The organism is Litorimonas sp. RW-G-Af-16 (assembly GCF_048319245.1).
Lineage (GTDB): Bacteria > Pseudomonadota > Alphaproteobacteria > Caulobacterales > Maricaulaceae > Litorimonas.
The window spans coordinates 922,360-937,435 of the sequence record NZ_CP166993.1 but is presented as its reverse complement, the minus strand read 5'-3'; the positions used below and the strand labels follow the sequence as shown (position 1 = coordinate 937,435).

Here is a 15,076-nt window from a genome sequence, read left to right as displayed (position 1 = left end):
TTCGTGTCTGAGGGGAAGTTGCCCGCAAAATATCACCCTTGTGTTATGTTGTAACCATATCACAAGAAAGTGAGGCGCAAAAATGGCAATGACAGATTGTCGCGTTACAAATTGGAGAGAAAGGCAACTCAAAGCGACACAACCTCCCCTTGAATAAGGTTGGTGATAGTTATACGGGTAAAAGCATTGTGTTTGGGGGAAGAGATATGAAACGATTTTTTGTTGGACTTACCTTAGCAACCTGCTTGGTCAGTCCTGCCTTTGCGAAAACCCCGCCAGAGGTCTTAAAACCCTATAAGCAATATCGTGCAGCGTTTGAAGCCGGTGATGCCGCCCTCGCCGCCCAATACGCTTATGAGGCTTGGCAAAAAGCTGAAGAATTGATGGGCGACAGCAAAACTACAGGCGACTTGGCGCAAAACTTTGCTGACATCAAAAGTAAGAAATATCGCAAAGCCCAATACGAAGCCTATGACCGCAGTATGGAATTGGTGGCGGGATATGGTGATCAGGCTGGCGACATTTTCATTCAACGCGGTGTCGCCAAAGCCACACTCTATGCCTTCGATGAAAAATTCAGCGATTCTTACAAGGCGGCAAAAAATGTCGTGAAATATGCTGACGAAAATGCGCTGACAGAGACAACATTATACGGCGAAGCCATGACGCTGATGTCGCAATATCACGCGCGTAAAGGCAATCACCGACAAACGAAAAAATATGCAAAGGGAGCGTTGGCGGCTTTTGAGGCTGCCAGTGACGACATCGTGTCCGCTTACCCAATTCTCGCCAATCTTTATGCGGGTTACGGCATGGAAGCCGAAGACGAAACGGTCGAAGCCGCGCTGAGCTACCAAAAAGTCATGGAAGCGATTGACGGGGTTGCGCCAGAAGATCACCCGATTGCCGCCAGAGCTTTGGGGCGCTGGTCGCATATGCGGAGTCGTCTCAAAGATGAGGGCAAATTGGCGGAGGCCGAACAACAAGGTCTGTGCAAGTGCTGGCCTTATGACAAAGACCGCAATGAGTCGCTGAAGCCTGTAAAACGAGAAGCGCCGAAAATGCCGCGTAAAGCCTACACATCAGGCTATTCGATTGTTCAATTTGACCTCGACGATGCGGGTAAGCCAACTAACACACAGATTTTAGTATCTTGGCCTAAAGATATTTATGACTCGTCGTCCTTAAAAGCGATTGAAAAATGGCAATATACGCCGCGCACCGCGGATGAAACCGACAGTGATCGCGAAGATTTAATTGTCACCCTTCGCTACATGCTCACAGACAATAATGGTGATATGATATTTTAAACGCTAGGCCGTTTTGCGGCTTTTATGCTTCGCCAGCATTGGTTTGAGGTAGCGACCTGTCCAACTGGCTTTGACTTTTGCAACGTCTTCCGGTGTACCGACAGCTACGATTTCGCCGCCACCATCTCCGCCTTCGGGACCGATGTCGATTACCCAATCGGCGGTTTTGACGACATCGAGGTTATGCTCGATAATCACCATCGTATTGCCGTTGCCCACCAACTCGTTCAGCACGGTTAGTAGCTTATTGACATCCTCAAAGTGCAAACCCGTTGTCGGTTCATCTAAAATATAGAGCGTCCGCCCTGTTGCGCGCTTGGCCAGTTCTTTGGCGAGTTTCACCCGTTGCGCCTCGCCGCCAGATAGCGTTGTCGCTTGCTGCCCGACTTTCAGATACCCCAGCCCAACACGTTGTAGCGTCACCATTTTATCGCGGATCGTCGGGACAGCTTTAAAGAAGTCAGCGCCCTCATCGACCGTCATAGCGAGGACATCTGCGATCGACTTACCTTTGAATTTAATCTCTAGCGTCTCGCGGTTATAACGTGCGCCGTTGCATACGTCGCAGGTCACATAGACGTCTGGAAGGAAGTGCATTTCAATCTTGATTACTCCCCCGCCTTGGCAAGCTTCGCAACGTCCGCCTTTGACGTTAAAACTAAATCGTCCAGGTTTGTAGCCGCGCGTTTTCGCCTCTGGCAGTCCTGCAAACCAATCACGGATGGGCGTAAAAGCGCCCGTATAGGTCGCGGGGTTAGAGCGCGGGGTGCGCCCAATCGGGCTTTGGTCAATATCGATGACCTTGTCCAAATGCTCGATGCCTTCAATACTATCATGGGCCATAGGCTGCACGGTGGATTTGTTGATGCGCCGTGCGACGCCTTTGTAAAGCGTCTCAATCGTCAGTGTTGATTTCCCGCCGCCCGATACGCCTGTCACACAGGTCATAAGGCCGAGCGGAAACTCTGCTGTGACATTTTGCAAGTTATTGCCGCGCGCGCCTTTGACAGTCAAAACTTTGCCTGTTTTCTCACGACGAATTTTGGGAACTGCGATTTCTTTTTTGCCCGTGAGGTATTGCCCGGTCAAAGATTTCTTCGTTTTCTTGATTTTATCAGGCGTCCCGCTTGCCACGACTTCGCCGCCGTGGACGCCCGCTTTGGGGCCCATATCGACAACGTAATCTGCGGTGAGGATCGCGTCTTCGTCATGCTCAACGACGATTACAGTGTTGCCAAGGTCGCGCAGGTTTTCCAAGGTCTCCAACAATCGGGCATTGTCCCGCTGATGCAGACCAATCGACGGTTCATCGAGGACATATAGCACGCCCGTCAGGCCAGACCCGATCTGTGACGCCAGTCGAATACGCTGGCTTTCCCCACCTGAGAGCGAACCCGAACCTCGCCCCAGCGTCAGGTAGTCCAAGCCCACTGCATTAAGGAAACGTAAGCGATCTTTGATCTCTTTTAGAATACGAACAGCGATTTCCATTTGCTGTTCCGTTAGCTCACCGTCCAGCGTTTCAAACCGAGCAAGTGCGTCGCGGATGCTCATCTCACCCGTGACTGAAATGTCCATATCGGCGACGCGGACGCAAAGCGCTTCGGGGCGAAGACGTTTGCCTTCACACGTATCGCACTGCGCATCCGACATATATTTCGCCAATTCCTCGCGCATCCACGTGCTTTCCGTCTCGCGGTAGCGACGCTCAAGATTGGGTATCACGCCTTCAAAGGGTTTCTTGGTTTTATAAGTGCGCTTGTCATCTTGATAAACAAAATCAATCGCTTGCCCGCCTGTGCCGTAAAGCACGACATTCTGCGCGCCTTCGGACAACTCCGCAAATGGCATATCGACCTTAAAGCCGTAATGCTTGGACAGAGCTTTGATCGTCTGCATGTAAAGCCCGCTAGTTTTATTGGGCCATGCCGCAATCGCCCCGCCCGCGAGCGAGCGGCTATCGTCAGGGATCACGAGATTTGGATCGAATTTCAGCTCCTTGCCCAACCCGTCACAGACAGGACATGCACCGTGCGGGTTGTTGAATGAGAATAGCCGCGGCTCGATCTCGCTGATCGTGAAGCCAGAAACAGGGCAAGCGAACTTCTCGGAGAACAACATGCGCTCTTGTGTGTCCGCATTTTCCGCAACAGCGAGGCCGTCCGCCAGACGCAAAGCTTGCTCGATACTCTCCGCCAAGCGCGTTTCTAGCCCTTCGCGCACGACGACGCGATCAATGACAACATCGATGTCGTGCTTATATTTCTTATCCAAATCCGGCGCGTCTTCGATCCGCACAATCTCGCCATTGATCTTGGCGCGTTGGAAGCCCTGCTTCATATAATCGGCGAAGTCTTTTTTGAACTCCCCTTTGCGGCCTCGCACGACAGGCGCGAGGATATAAAGCTTAGTATCGGCGGGCAGTGCCATGACTTTGTCAACCATCTGGCTAACGGTCTGGCTGGTGATAGGCAGCCCCGTGGTGGGGGAATAAGGAATTCCGACTCGCGCCCATAGCAGGCGCATGTAGTCGTAAATCTCTGTCACAGTGCCCACAGTCGAGCGCGGGTTCTTGGATGTGGTTTTCTGTTCAATCGAAATCGCGGGCGACAGCCCTTCAATGCTATCGACATCAGGCTTGCTCTGCAGCTCTAAGAACTGACGCGCATAGGCTGACAAACTCTCGACATAACGGCGCTGCCCCTCCGCATAAATCGTATCAAAAGCCAGCGATGACTTCCCCGACCCCGACAAACCCGTAATCACGATCAGCTTATCGCGCGGCAAATCGACATTGACGCCTTTGAGATTATGCTCACGTGCGCCGCGAACTTCGATATTTTTTAACATGGCCATGAAGGGGAAACCCAAAGAAGTGTGGAAAAGCTCTGACTTACTTACGCAATGCGATGGACTTAGGACGCCTCCCCCTCAAAACAAGTGGGTGAGACTCGCACTTGCATCTGCGCTGTGAGTAGAATAGAACATATAAAGAACAAATTGGTCAAGAGGTGAATTATGGCTGGCTCAGTCAACAAGGTAATTCTGGTCGGGAATGTCGGCAATGATCCCGAAATCCGCACATTCGGCAATGGTGGCAAGGTCGCAAACCTGTCCCTCGCCACGTCAGAAAGCTGGCGCGATAAGCAATCGGGCGAGAAAAAAGAGAAAACAGAGTGGCACCGCGTCGCTGTCTTTGGTGAAGGCCTCGTCGGCGTCATTGAACGCTACGTCAAAAAAGGCTCCAAGCTCTACATCGAAGGCAAGCTCCAGACTCGCAAATGGCAAGACCGCGACGGCAATGATAAATATACGACCGAGATCGTCTTGCAGGGACCAGGTATGAATTTGACCATGCTTGATAGCGCTGGCGGTCAAGGCGGTGGAAATCGTGGCGGCGGAGGCGGCTATAATCAAGACGGCGGCGGCTACGGCAATATGGACCAAGGCAATCGCGGAGGCGGCTCTCGCTCAGCCTCTGCCATGGAAGGTCCAGCCGATAATTTTGACCTAGATGATGAAATCCCGTTTTAGGCTTACGTCACAAACCAATATTTAGGGGGCCAATCGGCCCCTTTTTTATGCGCGGTTATTGGCGTTAATCAAAAGGCGAAGCCGCGTCATCGTCAGCCCACCACTTTACCGCATACGTCCCGATACCTGCCATGGTCAGCAACCACGTCGCGACGGCACAGCTGTAAATAAAAGCGCCAATGATGGCGAGGATCACAATGAGCGGGTTGGAGAATTTCTCCCGCAACGTGCTGGCAATATCTTTTCCGCTACCAGAGCCCAGTTCGCCGCCCGAGGCTAGAAAGACACTGCTATCTCCGATCAGCGCCGTCATACCGATCATGCTGATGATCGAGTTGACGATATAGCCGCCAAACCCGACAGCGAGGAAGGCAAGGAACAAGCTCCAAAAGCGGTCTTTGCTAATGTGACGTCCCGCAAGCAAATGCGCTTTCTCATTATAAACCGTCAGCGCAGCAGCGGGCGAAAGGCGGACTGCAAAAAATGGCCAAGCGATAGTTCCCACCAAATAGGCTATGATAACAATCGCGACGCCCAGCTCAGGCACTACGGTCGTTAGAGCTGCGCCGAAGAGCCCCCCGATCAACACGATTACGAAAAACGCTACGAACGCAAACACCCAAACCCCAAGCGACGCCCCAAAAACTCGTAGTTCATCCCGACCAAAGCGCAGCGGAATACCGGGTGTATCCTCTTGGCGAAGCACAGCACAGTGCAGTGCCGTTTCGCCCATTACCAAAGTCAATAGCGCGCCGAACGTCATCAGCAAATATCCAGGCGCCATCGCGCCAAAACCGGATAACACCGCCTCTGGATTTGTGTCTAATTGATCCATATTCTCAACGAACCCTAAATACGGTGTCGCAATCAAATACATGCCAAGAACATAGCAAAGCCCCAAAACGGCCCCTGTGCTAAGAATTAGCTTGAGCGCCCACCCTGCCCCACCTGGTGTTGTGAATAACTGCGAGACTGCCGCGCCAAAATCGAAGTTTGATTTACGTGGCCTTGGTGCGATTTCCATCAGAGTCTCCTTGTCTTTTGGCTTGTGAAATATTGCCGCGCTTGTCAACGTCGATGCAATGGCGGGTTTACAAATTTGCTCCATGCCCTAGATCGACGCGCATGACCAAAGACATCAAACCTGTTCACATAATCGGCGCTGGCATGGCGGGGTCAGAGGCGGCTTGGCAATGCGTCTCGCGCGGTGTGCCTGTGATCCTCCATGAAATGCGACCACACCGTATGACGGACGCGCACGAAACAGGTGGCTTTGCAGAGCTTGTTTGCTCCAATTCTTTCCGTTCAGATGACAAATATGGCAATGCCGTGGGCGTGCTGCATGAGGAAATGCGCCTCTCAAATTCCCTGATCCTTGGAATGGGCGATATGACGAAACTGCCCGCGGGCGGCGCGCTTGCGGTTGACCGCGATCAGTTCTCCGAGGCCGTCACCATGATCTTGCAACAGCACCCGCTGGTGACCGTCGAATACGGCGAGGTCAAAGGCCTGCCGCCGCGAGAATGGGGCAATACGATTATCGCCACTGGCCCCCTCACCGCACCGTCGCTCGCGCAAGCGATTTTGGCAGAGACAGGCGAAGACAGCCTTGCTTTTTTCGATGCCATTGCCCCGATCGTTTACAAGGACAGTATTGATTTTGACATTGCTTGGATGCAGTCGCGCTATGATAAAAAAGGCCCTGGCGGCGACGGCGCGGACTATATCAACTGCCCGTTGGACAAGGACCAATATCGCGCCTTTATCGATGCGTTGATTGCGTCAGAAAAAACGGAATTTAAAGACTTTGAAAAAGACACACCCTATTTTGAGAGCTGCCTCCCGATTGAGGTAATGGCGGAGCGCGGCGCGGAAACCTTGCGGTGGGGTCCAATGAAGCCTGTCGGCTTAACCAATCCACATAACCCAACCGTGAAAGCCCATGCGATTGTGCAACTGCGCCAAGATAACGCGCTCGGCACGCTCTATAATATGGTCGGATTTCAGACAAAGATGAAATACGGCGCACAGGCGGAAATTTTCAAAACAATACCGGGGCTAGAGAACGCAGTCTTTGCACGGCTTGGCGGCATTCACCGCAATACCTTTATCAATTCACCGAAACTGTTGAACAAACAGTTGCAACTTACCTCGCGTCCCGATCTTCGTTTTGCAGGGCAGATTATGGGCGTCGAAGGTTATATTGAAAGCGCCGCCCTCGGCCTGATCACGGGCCGTATGGCGGCAATGCAAGCGCTTGGGCAAATGCAAGAAGCTCCACCGCTAACGACAGCTTTGGGGGCTTTGGTCGAACACGTCACAGGTGGATTTATGAGCGGGCCAAAGGCAACTTTCCAACCGATGAATGTCAATTTCGGCCTCTTTCCGCCACTTGAGGAAGACATTACCTATCCGCGTGTGCAAGGCAAACGTCTGCGCGGGAAAGACAAAACACGCTTCCGCAAGGGTCTGTTAGCGAAACGCGCTTTACGGGATATTCGGGCTTGGGCCTAGCGCTTGTTCGCGCTGAGAAGATTAAACTCGATATTGCTATAAGGCACCAACTCGCCTTCTCTTTTCTCTTTCCACCGCTTTGCTTGCGTCACGACCATGGCGATGCGCACATCCTCATCCTCAAATAGTAAGACAGGGTCGCGAGATATTTTGAGCACGTCCAACTCAACATCGGCTGACATAACGAACTCAGCGAGAGCATATTTCCCAATGACCGTACCGTCCTTTGTAAACACGAGTTGTTTGCCATCGGTTGTAACATCGATGCCTTGGATTGTGGCGAGTTCATAGGGGTTGCGCTTTCTATCTCTGCCATCAAAACTGACCCAATCTCTATCGTAAATTATATCGTATCCCGAGATATTGAGCGGTTCATCACGGCGATTAAACGTATATTGCTCATTCTCCAGCGTTTCGTATCGGTAAGGAATTCTGACATCCTTAATCGTCAACGCTTCCAGCATGTCATTGAGCGTGGCGTCCTCTGCCACCGTGAGCCCCGTGTCTCGCGTTAGCTCACGCACACGATCTTTCGCCTTTTTGCCCCAGAGATATTGCATTGCACCTTTGGTTTTACGCGCAATATCCAAATCCTTCTCCGCCATGGGCGTCAGCTCTGCCAAATAGCCTTTGAGGCGCATCGACTGATTTGTCACAGATAATGGCTGTGCCACAAAAGTGCCGAGGAGAAGCAAAACAGCCGCAAAGCCTGGAATATAGCGAATATCGCGTTTATCTTTGGGCGCGAAGGTAAACCACCCCGCGATGGCGAGCGCCCACACGATTGCGAGGGTCAAGGCAAACCGCTCTTCTGTATATCCATACTCTCGGATACGCACGAAAACGGAAATTGCCAGCATAATCGCTGCGGGAATCGAGATCGGCCACCAGAGCTTTCGGAACAGGTTTGCCAAAAACTTCGCCCGCACGAATGGCGGTTCCAATAGCAGCCATGTAAGAGTGCCAATCAGTAAAAACGGCAATGTCAGCCCTGCAATCTCTCCTTTAGGCAACTCCCCTGCTAGAGCAATCTTGACGGCATAGGCCAACAGGATCAGGGCGTAGATCAGGGTGAGCGGCGATAAAATCCATGTGCCGAGAAACGACACAGCCTTAGATACAAATCCTGGATTATCATAGAGGTCTTGATAGGGTTCATCCACCCCTGGCACGGTTGAGAGCCAATAGAGCGGCGCAAGAAACGCTAGCCCTATCGGAAATAAAATATGCTCTGCTAGATCATCAATTCGCAAACCAAACAGAGATTTCAGTGCGGCGAGAATGGCGAAAATGCCTAGCGTAAACAGGATGGAACCTAACGTCGCGAAGGCCGCGCCTGTCCAGATTTTATGCGTAAAGTCCCATAAATGTGTATCGTTACGCGTCTGCCGCCACAGAATTGCGTTGCCGAGCGCCAATAAAACGGCGCCTATCGCCATAGCGAGGTTGATACGGAGTTCTTCTGAAAACCATCCCAAAGCGAAGAACGCGACGGCGATAACAATCTGCACTGGCCAGAGGTTTGACCGTCCCTTCGCTTCTCGCGCAACAGTTATGAAAACGCCGATATAGGCCGCAATAACCAAGCCGATCATTGCCAGGCCCAATGGGTCATATGACCCAACACGGTCGCCAAAATAAACAAATATGCCAGAGAACACAGCCATGATTGCTGTCACCGCAGGGAAGCGTGTGATCACATTGCCTAAATCTGGCATGCGTTGAAACCAGCGTTTTTTTGTTTCTGTCATATTCAAGCCCTTATTACATGTGTGGTAGCCTACCCCTCATGGCTGTGAGGAGCAAACGTGTCTTTTTGGCGAGTGCCGTGTAATTGCGAGGAGAATTTGCTGTGTCTGCGGTCATTTCATGGCGTTTTTGGAAACCTGGGATAAGCGCGCAATATGCGATAGCGGGCATCAAGGCAGGTGATATTGCGCCCACCCTGTCGCGAGCCGATACATAAGCCGATTGCCCCTCGGCAGACAAAGCAGCAGGATCAATATCTTTGAGCATGCTGTCTTTGTAAAATGACCACCCACGTAGTAATCCCGTCAGACCCCACGCGACCCCTAGTGCCTGCGCCGTCTCGCTCTTTTCTGCTTCACAGATCATGGCAGCAAGTCTCGCAAGAGTACCAGAAGTCTGCGCGCAATATTCGCGCGCCTCTGTCAGGTCTTTGAAAGGGCGCGGATCAATATCGCGCTCTCGCCCGTCGATCAGTTTATCTACCCAAAATCGCGGCAGGTCATAGCGTTTGATCACCTCTGCAAGCGGCGTCGTGACTTCGTGGCGACGGACAGGCTTGCCCAGATACATCTCGTCAATCGCGTCGCGCCACCATTGATAACGGATCGCGCCGACCATAGGCTCACTGACGAGTTCTGGGATTTTCGCGAGTTCATAGTGAAACGCGTAGAGCGTCAACAACGCCTCTCGCGGCTGGGCTTCGGCCAACATTGCCGCCCGCACACGATCTGGGTCGACGGATTTCAGCGTGTCTATCACGGAAGTTTCAAGCATTTTGAACGAAACGGCGCTTTCTACGTATATATAATGTGACGTGCCTTGCACGTATTCGGTTCAATGATTAAGCCGAAAGATATTGAATAACCACCCTAGAGAGGACTTCCCATGAAAAAACGTATTACTTCAGCTGCGGCGATCATCGCCTTTGGCGCCGCCACGCCAGCCTTCGCGCATGGTAGCGCACATACAGACGGCTTTTTTGCGCACCTCGCGCATTGGATGTCCAGCCCAGTTCACGGTCTGCTCTCAATCGCTGGCATTATCGCTGTCGGATCAGTCGCTGTCTTTCTTTTTCGTAAAAAAGCATAGGAGTTACCTCAATGCTACACTCAATTCTCTCGAATTTTGACTCTCACATCGACAGTGCGTCTGCACATTGCGACATTCCATGCGGCATTTATGACGCGCGCATCGTAACGTATTATGCCGTTTCAACTCTGCGTCAGATCGATATTCTGCTAAGCCTGAAAGACAAAGATTTGTCCGACACAGCCTTTGCCATGCAGGTCGCGCGCAATACAGCCAAGAAAGAAGAAATGGCTGAAAACGTGAAGCATCAGACCCGGATCATCTGGGGTGACTTCATGAAGGGCGATCATTTGAAAAAGCATCCCGGCGCCCACGAACTCGCACATAAAATCATGCTCGCAGGTTCCGCCTGTAAGCAAGACCTGCACCGCGAAGACGGCGAAAAGCTTGTCGCGCTATGTAATGATTTTGCAGAAATGTTCTGGGACATGAAGGGTGTGAAGACAAAGAAAGTCACGACGCCTTACGCCCCAAATGTTGAAGTCGTCGAACCTGCGCTTTAGCGCATGTTTCGCCTGATCAAAGTGAAAGGCACCTCCATGGTGCCGACTTTGATGCCGGGTGATTATGTCCTAACAAAAAAGCCTCGCTTTATCCGAGCGGGGCTTATTTATGTGATTGAACATGAGCGGCACGGTTTAATCGTCAAACGTGCCACCCGTCTTGAAGGCGATCTTATCAGCTACGTAAGCGATAACTCCGAAGGGTCATCTGGGCAAGTCTCTGCTGCGCAAGTCAAGCGCGTCGCGTGGCTCGCGATTACACCCAAAGGCGTCAGGCGCATCTAGGCTTCGGCCGCTTCCGCATTGCCCGTGTTCACACCGCGCTTGAGTTTCAGCAGCATCAGGAGTGGCGATGCGACGAAAATCGAGGAGTACGTCCCGACAAACACACCCCAAATCATCGCGAATGAGAAGCCGCGCAAACCTGAGCCACCCAAAATATAGAGCGAAACTAGCGCCAGCAAAGTTGTCATAGACGTCAAAATCGTCCTTGATAGCGTATCATTGATCGACAGGTTGAGGACTTCGGGCAAAGGCATTTTCTTGAACTTCCGTAAATTTTCACGGATTCGATCATACACAATCACTGTATCGTTAAGCGAGTACCCCACAATGGTCAGGATGGCCGCGATGATGGAGAGGTTAAACTCAATTTGCGTCAGGCTAAACACACCGATCGTCAAAATCACGTCATGGAATAGAGCCATAACGGCACCCAAGCCGAACTGCCATTCAAAGCGGAACCAGATATATGCCAGCACGGCGAGTAGCGCCAGCCCGACGGCCAATGCCCCCTTCGTCCGCAATTCACCAGACACTTTAGAACCAACCACATCTTGGGAGTAAATCTTGTAAGGCCCGACTTGTTCGGCAAGACCTGCTTCGACGGCTTTGAGCGCGTCTTGTTGCGCAGTTGCCCCTGCGTCGCCAGTTTCTGGCTGCAGCGGGATGCCGACACGGACGAAATCATAGCTTTTATTCTCAGACTTGGGGGGCGCGATGTTTTGCACAGTGCCGCCTGCATAGCCGAGATCTGCGAGCGTAGAACGAATATCATCTGGACGAGGCTCCTCACCGAAATCAAGCTCGATTACCGTGCCGCCTGTAAAGTCGATCCCGTAATTCAGGCCGCGCGTTGAGAAGAGATAGATCGACGCAAGTATCGCTAAAACGGACAAAGCCGCCGCAAACATGCGCAGATTAATAAACGGGACTTTAGGTTCTTTGGGCAGGAACCGAACGAGTGAAATATCTTTCATGGGTCTATCCTAATCCTAAATCGGCAGCGTTTTGGGGCGAGACCCGCGAAGCCATGTCGCAGTCATCAGACGCGCCACGATTACGGCTGTAAATACTGACATGACGATCCCAATGGCCAGCGTCACGGCAAAACCTCTGATGGGGCCAGAGCCGACAAAGTAGAGCGTAATCGCCGCGATCAGCGTTGTAATATTGGCATCTAAAATCGGCGCAAGCGAGCGACGGTAGCCTGTTTCAATCGCGTTGACAGGTGGACGACCAAGATAGGTCTCCTCCCGAATACGCTCAAAAATCAAAACATTGGCGTCCACCGCCATACCAATCGTCAGAATGATACCTGCAATCCCTGGCAGCGTCAGCGTCGCGCCCATCAGTGTTAGCGATCCGGCAATCAGAATAATGTTCGTCGCCAGTGCTAAATTTGCAATCGTGCCGAACCGTAACCCGTAGGACAGCCACATAAAGATCGCGACACCAATAAGGCCAATCATCGACGCGACTTTACCTGCCGTAATCGAGTCGTTCCCAAGTTCCGCTGACACGGTCCGCTCTTCAACAATGATCAATTTCGCTGGCAATGCACCCGCGTTCAGCAGGAGCGCCAATTCGCGCGCGCTTTCATTTGTGAAGCTACCCTCGATAAAGCCCGAGCCGCCCGTGATCGCGCCATTGATGCGGGGGACCGTAATAATCTCACCATCCAGAACAACGGCAAAGCGTTTGCCTAAATTCTTTGATGTCAGATCACCAAATTCTTTGGCACAGCGGACGTTAAAGCTGAAATTCACAATGGGATAGTTAGCCGTGGGGTGAATCCCCTCAGACGAGGATTTCAAACATTCCCCAGTGATCTTGGTGCGTTTATCAACGATCAGCGGGCTACCATCTTTTGACGGAAAGTAAGCTGCACCCGGAGGCAAGCGGCCCTCGCTAGCGGCTGCCATGGCGGCTGCATTTGTGCTTTCTTGGCGCACCATGTTAAATGATAAATTGGCCGTTTTATTGATGCGGTCTTTAATTTCGTCAATGTCTTTGGCGCCTGGCACTTGCAACAAAATACGCTCATCACCTTCAGGCGCGAGTGTCATTTCTGTTGTGCCTTGCGGGTCAATCCGTTTACGGAGGACGTTGATGGATTGCGCAATCGTCCGCTTACGGATGAATTCGATATTGGCGTCCGTCACGTTGACTTGAAAGCCTTTATCGCCGACCTGCTCCACCGTAATCGTCTTATCTTGCGACAGGCTAGTTGGGTCAATCGGGCGAGCGAGGGAGCGTAGCAGCGTCATGGCGCGATCCATATCCGCTTCGTCCCTAACGCGACCGACAACGGCATCATCCTCTATCCGCACAAATTCCGTCCGCAGACGGCCCGCATCGCGGAACTCTTCCAAGATAGTTTGTCGTTCATTTTCAAGTGCTTGCGTCAATACGCTCGACAGATCGACTTCGAGGAGCATGTGCGCCCCGCCTTGTAAGTCTAGGCCAAGGTTGATGGTACGCTGCATCGGCGCTGGCAAGTTATCCCGCACACTGGCCGGCAATGCGTTTGGCAATGCGAACAATAATCCTAGCAAGACAGTGCCGAGGATTAGGGTGACTTTCCAACGAGAGAAAATAAGCATGGCGTAGGTTTTCCGCGAGTGACTGCGGACAAATTGGCCCGCGATTTATGGGGGCTATTTGGTGTCGTTGGCCGCTGTTTTATTGCGAACATCCGCGATCATTGTGCGCACGACTTTCATGTCGTTATCGCCAAACGTCACCGTCAATTCGTCGTCAGCGACTTTTTTGACTTTGCCAATCAAGCCGCCATTGGTGACGATTGTATCGCCGCGTGTGATTTCAGATAGCAGCTGACGGTGCTTTTTGAGGCGCTGATTTTGCGGACGAATTAGCAGGAAATAAAAGATCAAACCGATCAGAACGAACGGCAAAATACCGCCCAAAGCGCTGGCGGCTCCACCCGCTGGTGCGGCTTGCATAATTAGTGAACTTGGCATGATCCCCTGCTCCGTTATCTAGGAAATAGGCCGCCCGAAAGCGGCCTTGAATTAGGGATGTATATAGGGCGCTTCGATGATAATTCAATGGCCTAATGCACGATTACACAGGAATGAACTCTCCGTAGACTACTTCGTCAGGCAATGGCCCGATGGCAGTGTCAGACGTTGCCCAGGCGTCAAAGCATTAGGATTTGAAAGGCTGTTCGTGCTGATCAAATCGCCAACACTCACGCATGTGCGGCGCGAGATTGAATAAAGTGTATCTTTTTTCAACACTGCATAAACGGAACTGTTGGGCGATGTTGAGACAGGCTGCACCACGCGGCGCGTTACGTAACCCTGCTGCACAGGCGCACTGGCGAAAATAGGCTGCGCCATTGTCGTATTCAGACTTTGTTGTGGAATAGCATTACCAGGAATTGTCAGGGTCTGCCCCAAGCTGATCGCTGTGCCAGACAGACCGTTCGCGTCCTGCAAAGCCGCAACCGTTGTGCCGTAGCGCTTTGAAATATTATAAAGCGTGTCGCCTTTAGCCACCGAATGTGCTGTTGAAATTGCAGCTGACTGCACAGGCTCGGTTACAGTTGTTGTCGTCGGAGCTGTTTCATAAAGTTGAATTTCGTAAGCAGGCGAGATTGTCGAAGACGCTGTTGTCGCAGACGTGCCTTGATATGCACGAACACGGTCAGCTTCATTGAGGAGCGCTTGGTATTCTGTCTCGGACAAATCGCCTTGCTTGAAATGCTGCGCTTTGACGACGCCTGTCTCTGTGTAAGTCACGGGCGCGTTAATGAGCGTCGTGACGCTTGGTTCCACTGGCTCGACGACGCGCGTGACAGTTGATGTGTCAGTTTCAGACTCTGGCTGATAAAGCTCAACCGTGCCGCCTTGATAGGCTGGCGTGACGCCGAGGCTGCCGTAGACGCGCGGCTTGAAACGGTCATCATCTGCAGCAGTTTGCGCTGACGCTGATCCGGCGATGGCGACAAGCATAGTCGCAGAGAGTAAAATGGCTGAACGCATGGCGAACCCTTCCCATGATTAATTTTGCCCCATGGTGAAGGTTTGTGGTTAATCAATCGCTAAAGCTCTGGCGATTTATCATGGTAGA

At 52.0% G+C, this 15,076-nt stretch carries 14 protein-coding genes; 6 read left to right on the top strand and 8 right to left on the bottom strand.

Going from position 1 to position 15,076, the window contains the following annotated elements; all coding sequences use genetic code 11:
* Positions 1-206 precede the first annotated feature (206 nt).
* Positions 207-1,310 (top strand): TonB family protein, encoded by a 1,104-nt coding sequence (locus tag AB8615_RS04665; protein WP_409433765.1) that lies wholly within the window; start codon positions 207-209, stop codon positions 1,308-1,310.
* Between the two features lie 3 nt (positions 1,311-1,313).
* On the opposite strand, the gene uvrA is transcribed toward AB8615_RS04665, so the two are convergent.
* Positions 1,314-4,166, bottom strand: coding sequence for an excinuclease ABC subunit UvrA (gene uvrA, locus AB8615_RS04660; protein ID WP_409433764.1), 2,853 nt, complete (start codon positions 4,164-4,166; stop codon positions 1,314-1,316).
* Between the two features lie 162 nt (positions 4,167-4,328).
* Between uvrA and ssb the strand changes: the two genes are divergently transcribed.
* Positions 4,329-4,844, top strand: coding sequence for a single-stranded DNA-binding protein (gene ssb / locus AB8615_RS04655; RefSeq protein ID WP_418152831.1), 516 nt, complete (start codon positions 4,329-4,331; stop codon positions 4,842-4,844).
* Between the two features lie 64 nt (positions 4,845-4,908).
* On the opposite strand, the gene AB8615_RS04650 is transcribed toward ssb, so the two are convergent.
* Complete coding sequence (locus AB8615_RS04650; protein ID WP_409433762.1) at positions 4,909-5,868, bottom strand: hypothetical protein; 960 nt, start codon at positions 5,866-5,868, stop codon at positions 4,909-4,911.
* A 101-nt stretch (positions 5,869-5,969) separates the two neighbouring features.
* Here AB8615_RS04650 and trmFO point away from each other — a divergent pair, with 101 nt between their 5' ends.
* Positions 5,970-7,358: a methylenetetrahydrofolate--tRNA-(uracil(54)-C(5))-methyltransferase (FADH(2)-oxidizing) TrmFO gene (trmFO, locus tag AB8615_RS04645; RefSeq protein ID WP_409433761.1), complete on the top strand. Its 1,389-nt coding sequence runs from the start codon at positions 5,970-5,972 to the stop codon at positions 7,356-7,358.
* Here trmFO and AB8615_RS04640 read toward each other — a convergent pair.
* Positions 7,355-9,109 (bottom strand): DUF4153 domain-containing protein, encoded by a 1,755-nt coding sequence (locus tag AB8615_RS04640; RefSeq protein ID WP_409433760.1) that lies wholly within the window; start codon positions 9,107-9,109, stop codon positions 7,355-7,357. The genes trmFO and AB8615_RS04640 overlap by 4 nt on opposite strands.
* A gap of 13 nt (positions 9,110-9,122) precedes the next feature.
* Positions 9,123-9,881, bottom strand: a complete 759-nt coding sequence (locus AB8615_RS04635; protein WP_409433759.1) for a phytoene/squalene synthase family protein — start codon at positions 9,879-9,881, stop codon at positions 9,123-9,125.
* 111 nt (positions 9,882-9,992) lie between these two features.
* Here AB8615_RS04635 and AB8615_RS04630 point away from each other — a divergent pair, with 111 nt between their 5' ends.
* From AB8615_RS04630 to AB8615_RS04620, 3 genes are read left to right on the top strand one after another with little or no spacing between them, the layout of a single operon-like run.
* Positions 9,993-10,196: a hypothetical protein gene (locus AB8615_RS04630; protein WP_409433758.1), complete on the top strand. Its 204-nt coding sequence runs from the start codon at positions 9,993-9,995 to the stop codon at positions 10,194-10,196.
* Positions 10,197-10,207: 11 nt separating this feature from the next.
* Positions 10,208-10,699 carry a superoxide dismutase, Ni gene (gene sodN / locus AB8615_RS04625; RefSeq protein ID WP_409433757.1) on the top strand — a complete coding sequence of 164 codons (492 nt, stop codon included), beginning with the start codon at positions 10,208-10,210 and terminating at the stop codon, positions 10,697-10,699.
* 3 nt (positions 10,700-10,702) lie between these two features.
* Positions 10,703-10,984: a S24 family peptidase gene (locus AB8615_RS04620; protein WP_409433756.1), complete on the top strand. Its 282-nt coding sequence runs from the start codon at positions 10,703-10,705 to the stop codon at positions 10,982-10,984.
* Here the strand turns inward: AB8615_RS04620 and secF are convergent.
* The 4 genes from secF to AB8615_RS04600 form a co-directional block, all read right to left on the bottom strand.
* A complete protein-coding gene (gene secF, locus AB8615_RS04615; protein WP_409433755.1) occupies positions 10,981-11,958 on the bottom strand; it encodes a protein translocase subunit SecF in 978 nt (325 codons plus the stop codon). The two genes, AB8615_RS04620 and secF, sit on opposite strands and share 4 nt — an antisense overlap.
* Before the next feature lie 15 nt (positions 11,959-11,973).
* Positions 11,974-13,584, bottom strand: coding sequence for a protein translocase subunit SecD (secD, locus tag AB8615_RS04610; RefSeq protein WP_418152828.1), 1,611 nt, complete (start codon positions 13,582-13,584; stop codon positions 11,974-11,976).
* A gap of 54 nt (positions 13,585-13,638) precedes the next feature.
* Positions 13,639-13,962 carry a preprotein translocase subunit YajC gene (gene yajC / locus AB8615_RS04605; protein WP_409433753.1) on the bottom strand — a complete coding sequence of 108 codons (324 nt, stop codon included), beginning with the start codon at positions 13,960-13,962 and terminating at the stop codon, positions 13,639-13,641.
* A 129-nt stretch (positions 13,963-14,091) separates the two neighbouring features.
* Entirely contained in the window at positions 14,092-14,988 is an 897-nt protein-coding gene (locus tag AB8615_RS04600) for a lytic transglycosylase (protein ID WP_409433752.1), read from the bottom strand.
* Positions 14,989-15,076: the final 88 nt, after the last annotated feature.

What these genes read in the sequence shown, in the direction of transcription:
- AB8615_RS04665 (WP_409433765.1), top strand. Translation starts at nt 207, where the DNA reads ATGAAACGATTTTTTGTTGGACTTACCTTAGCAACCTGCTTGGTCAGT.
- uvrA (WP_409433764.1), bottom strand. Translation starts at nt 4,166, where the DNA reads ATGGCCATGTTAAAAAATATCGAAGTTCGCGGCGCACGTGAGCATAAT.
- ssb (WP_418152831.1), top strand. Translation starts at nt 4,329, where the DNA reads ATGGCTGGCTCAGTCAACAAGGTAATTCTGGTCGGGAATGTCGGCAAT.
- AB8615_RS04650 (WP_409433762.1), bottom strand. Translation starts at nt 5,868, where the DNA reads ATGGAAATCGCACCAAGGCCACGTAAATCAAACTTCGATTTTGGCGCG.
- trmFO (WP_409433761.1), top strand. Translation starts at nt 5,970, where the DNA reads ATGACCAAAGACATCAAACCTGTTCACATAATCGGCGCTGGCATGGCG.
- AB8615_RS04640 (WP_409433760.1), bottom strand. Translation starts at nt 9,109, where the DNA reads ATGACAGAAACAAAAAAACGCTGGTTTCAACGCATGCCAGATTTAGGC.
- AB8615_RS04635 (WP_409433759.1), bottom strand. Translation starts at nt 9,881, where the DNA reads ATGCTTGAAACTTCCGTGATAGACACGCTGAAATCCGTCGACCCAGAT.
- AB8615_RS04630 (WP_409433758.1), top strand. Translation starts at nt 9,993, where the DNA reads ATGAAAAAACGTATTACTTCAGCTGCGGCGATCATCGCCTTTGGCGCC.
- sodN (WP_409433757.1), top strand. Translation starts at nt 10,208, where the DNA reads ATGCTACACTCAATTCTCTCGAATTTTGACTCTCACATCGACAGTGCG.
- AB8615_RS04620 (WP_409433756.1), top strand. Translation starts at nt 10,703, where the DNA reads ATGTTTCGCCTGATCAAAGTGAAAGGCACCTCCATGGTGCCGACTTTG.
- secF (WP_409433755.1), bottom strand. Translation starts at nt 11,958, where the DNA reads ATGAAAGATATTTCACTCGTTCGGTTCCTGCCCAAAGAACCTAAAGTC.
- secD (WP_418152828.1), bottom strand. Translation starts at nt 13,584, where the DNA reads ATGCTTATTTTCTCTCGTTGGAAAGTCACCCTAATCCTCGGCACTGTC.
- yajC (WP_409433753.1), bottom strand. Translation starts at nt 13,962, where the DNA reads ATGCCAAGTTCACTAATTATGCAAGCCGCACCAGCGGGTGGAGCCGCC.
- AB8615_RS04600 (WP_409433752.1), bottom strand. Translation starts at nt 14,988, where the DNA reads ATGCGTTCAGCCATTTTACTCTCTGCGACTATGCTTGTCGCCATCGCC.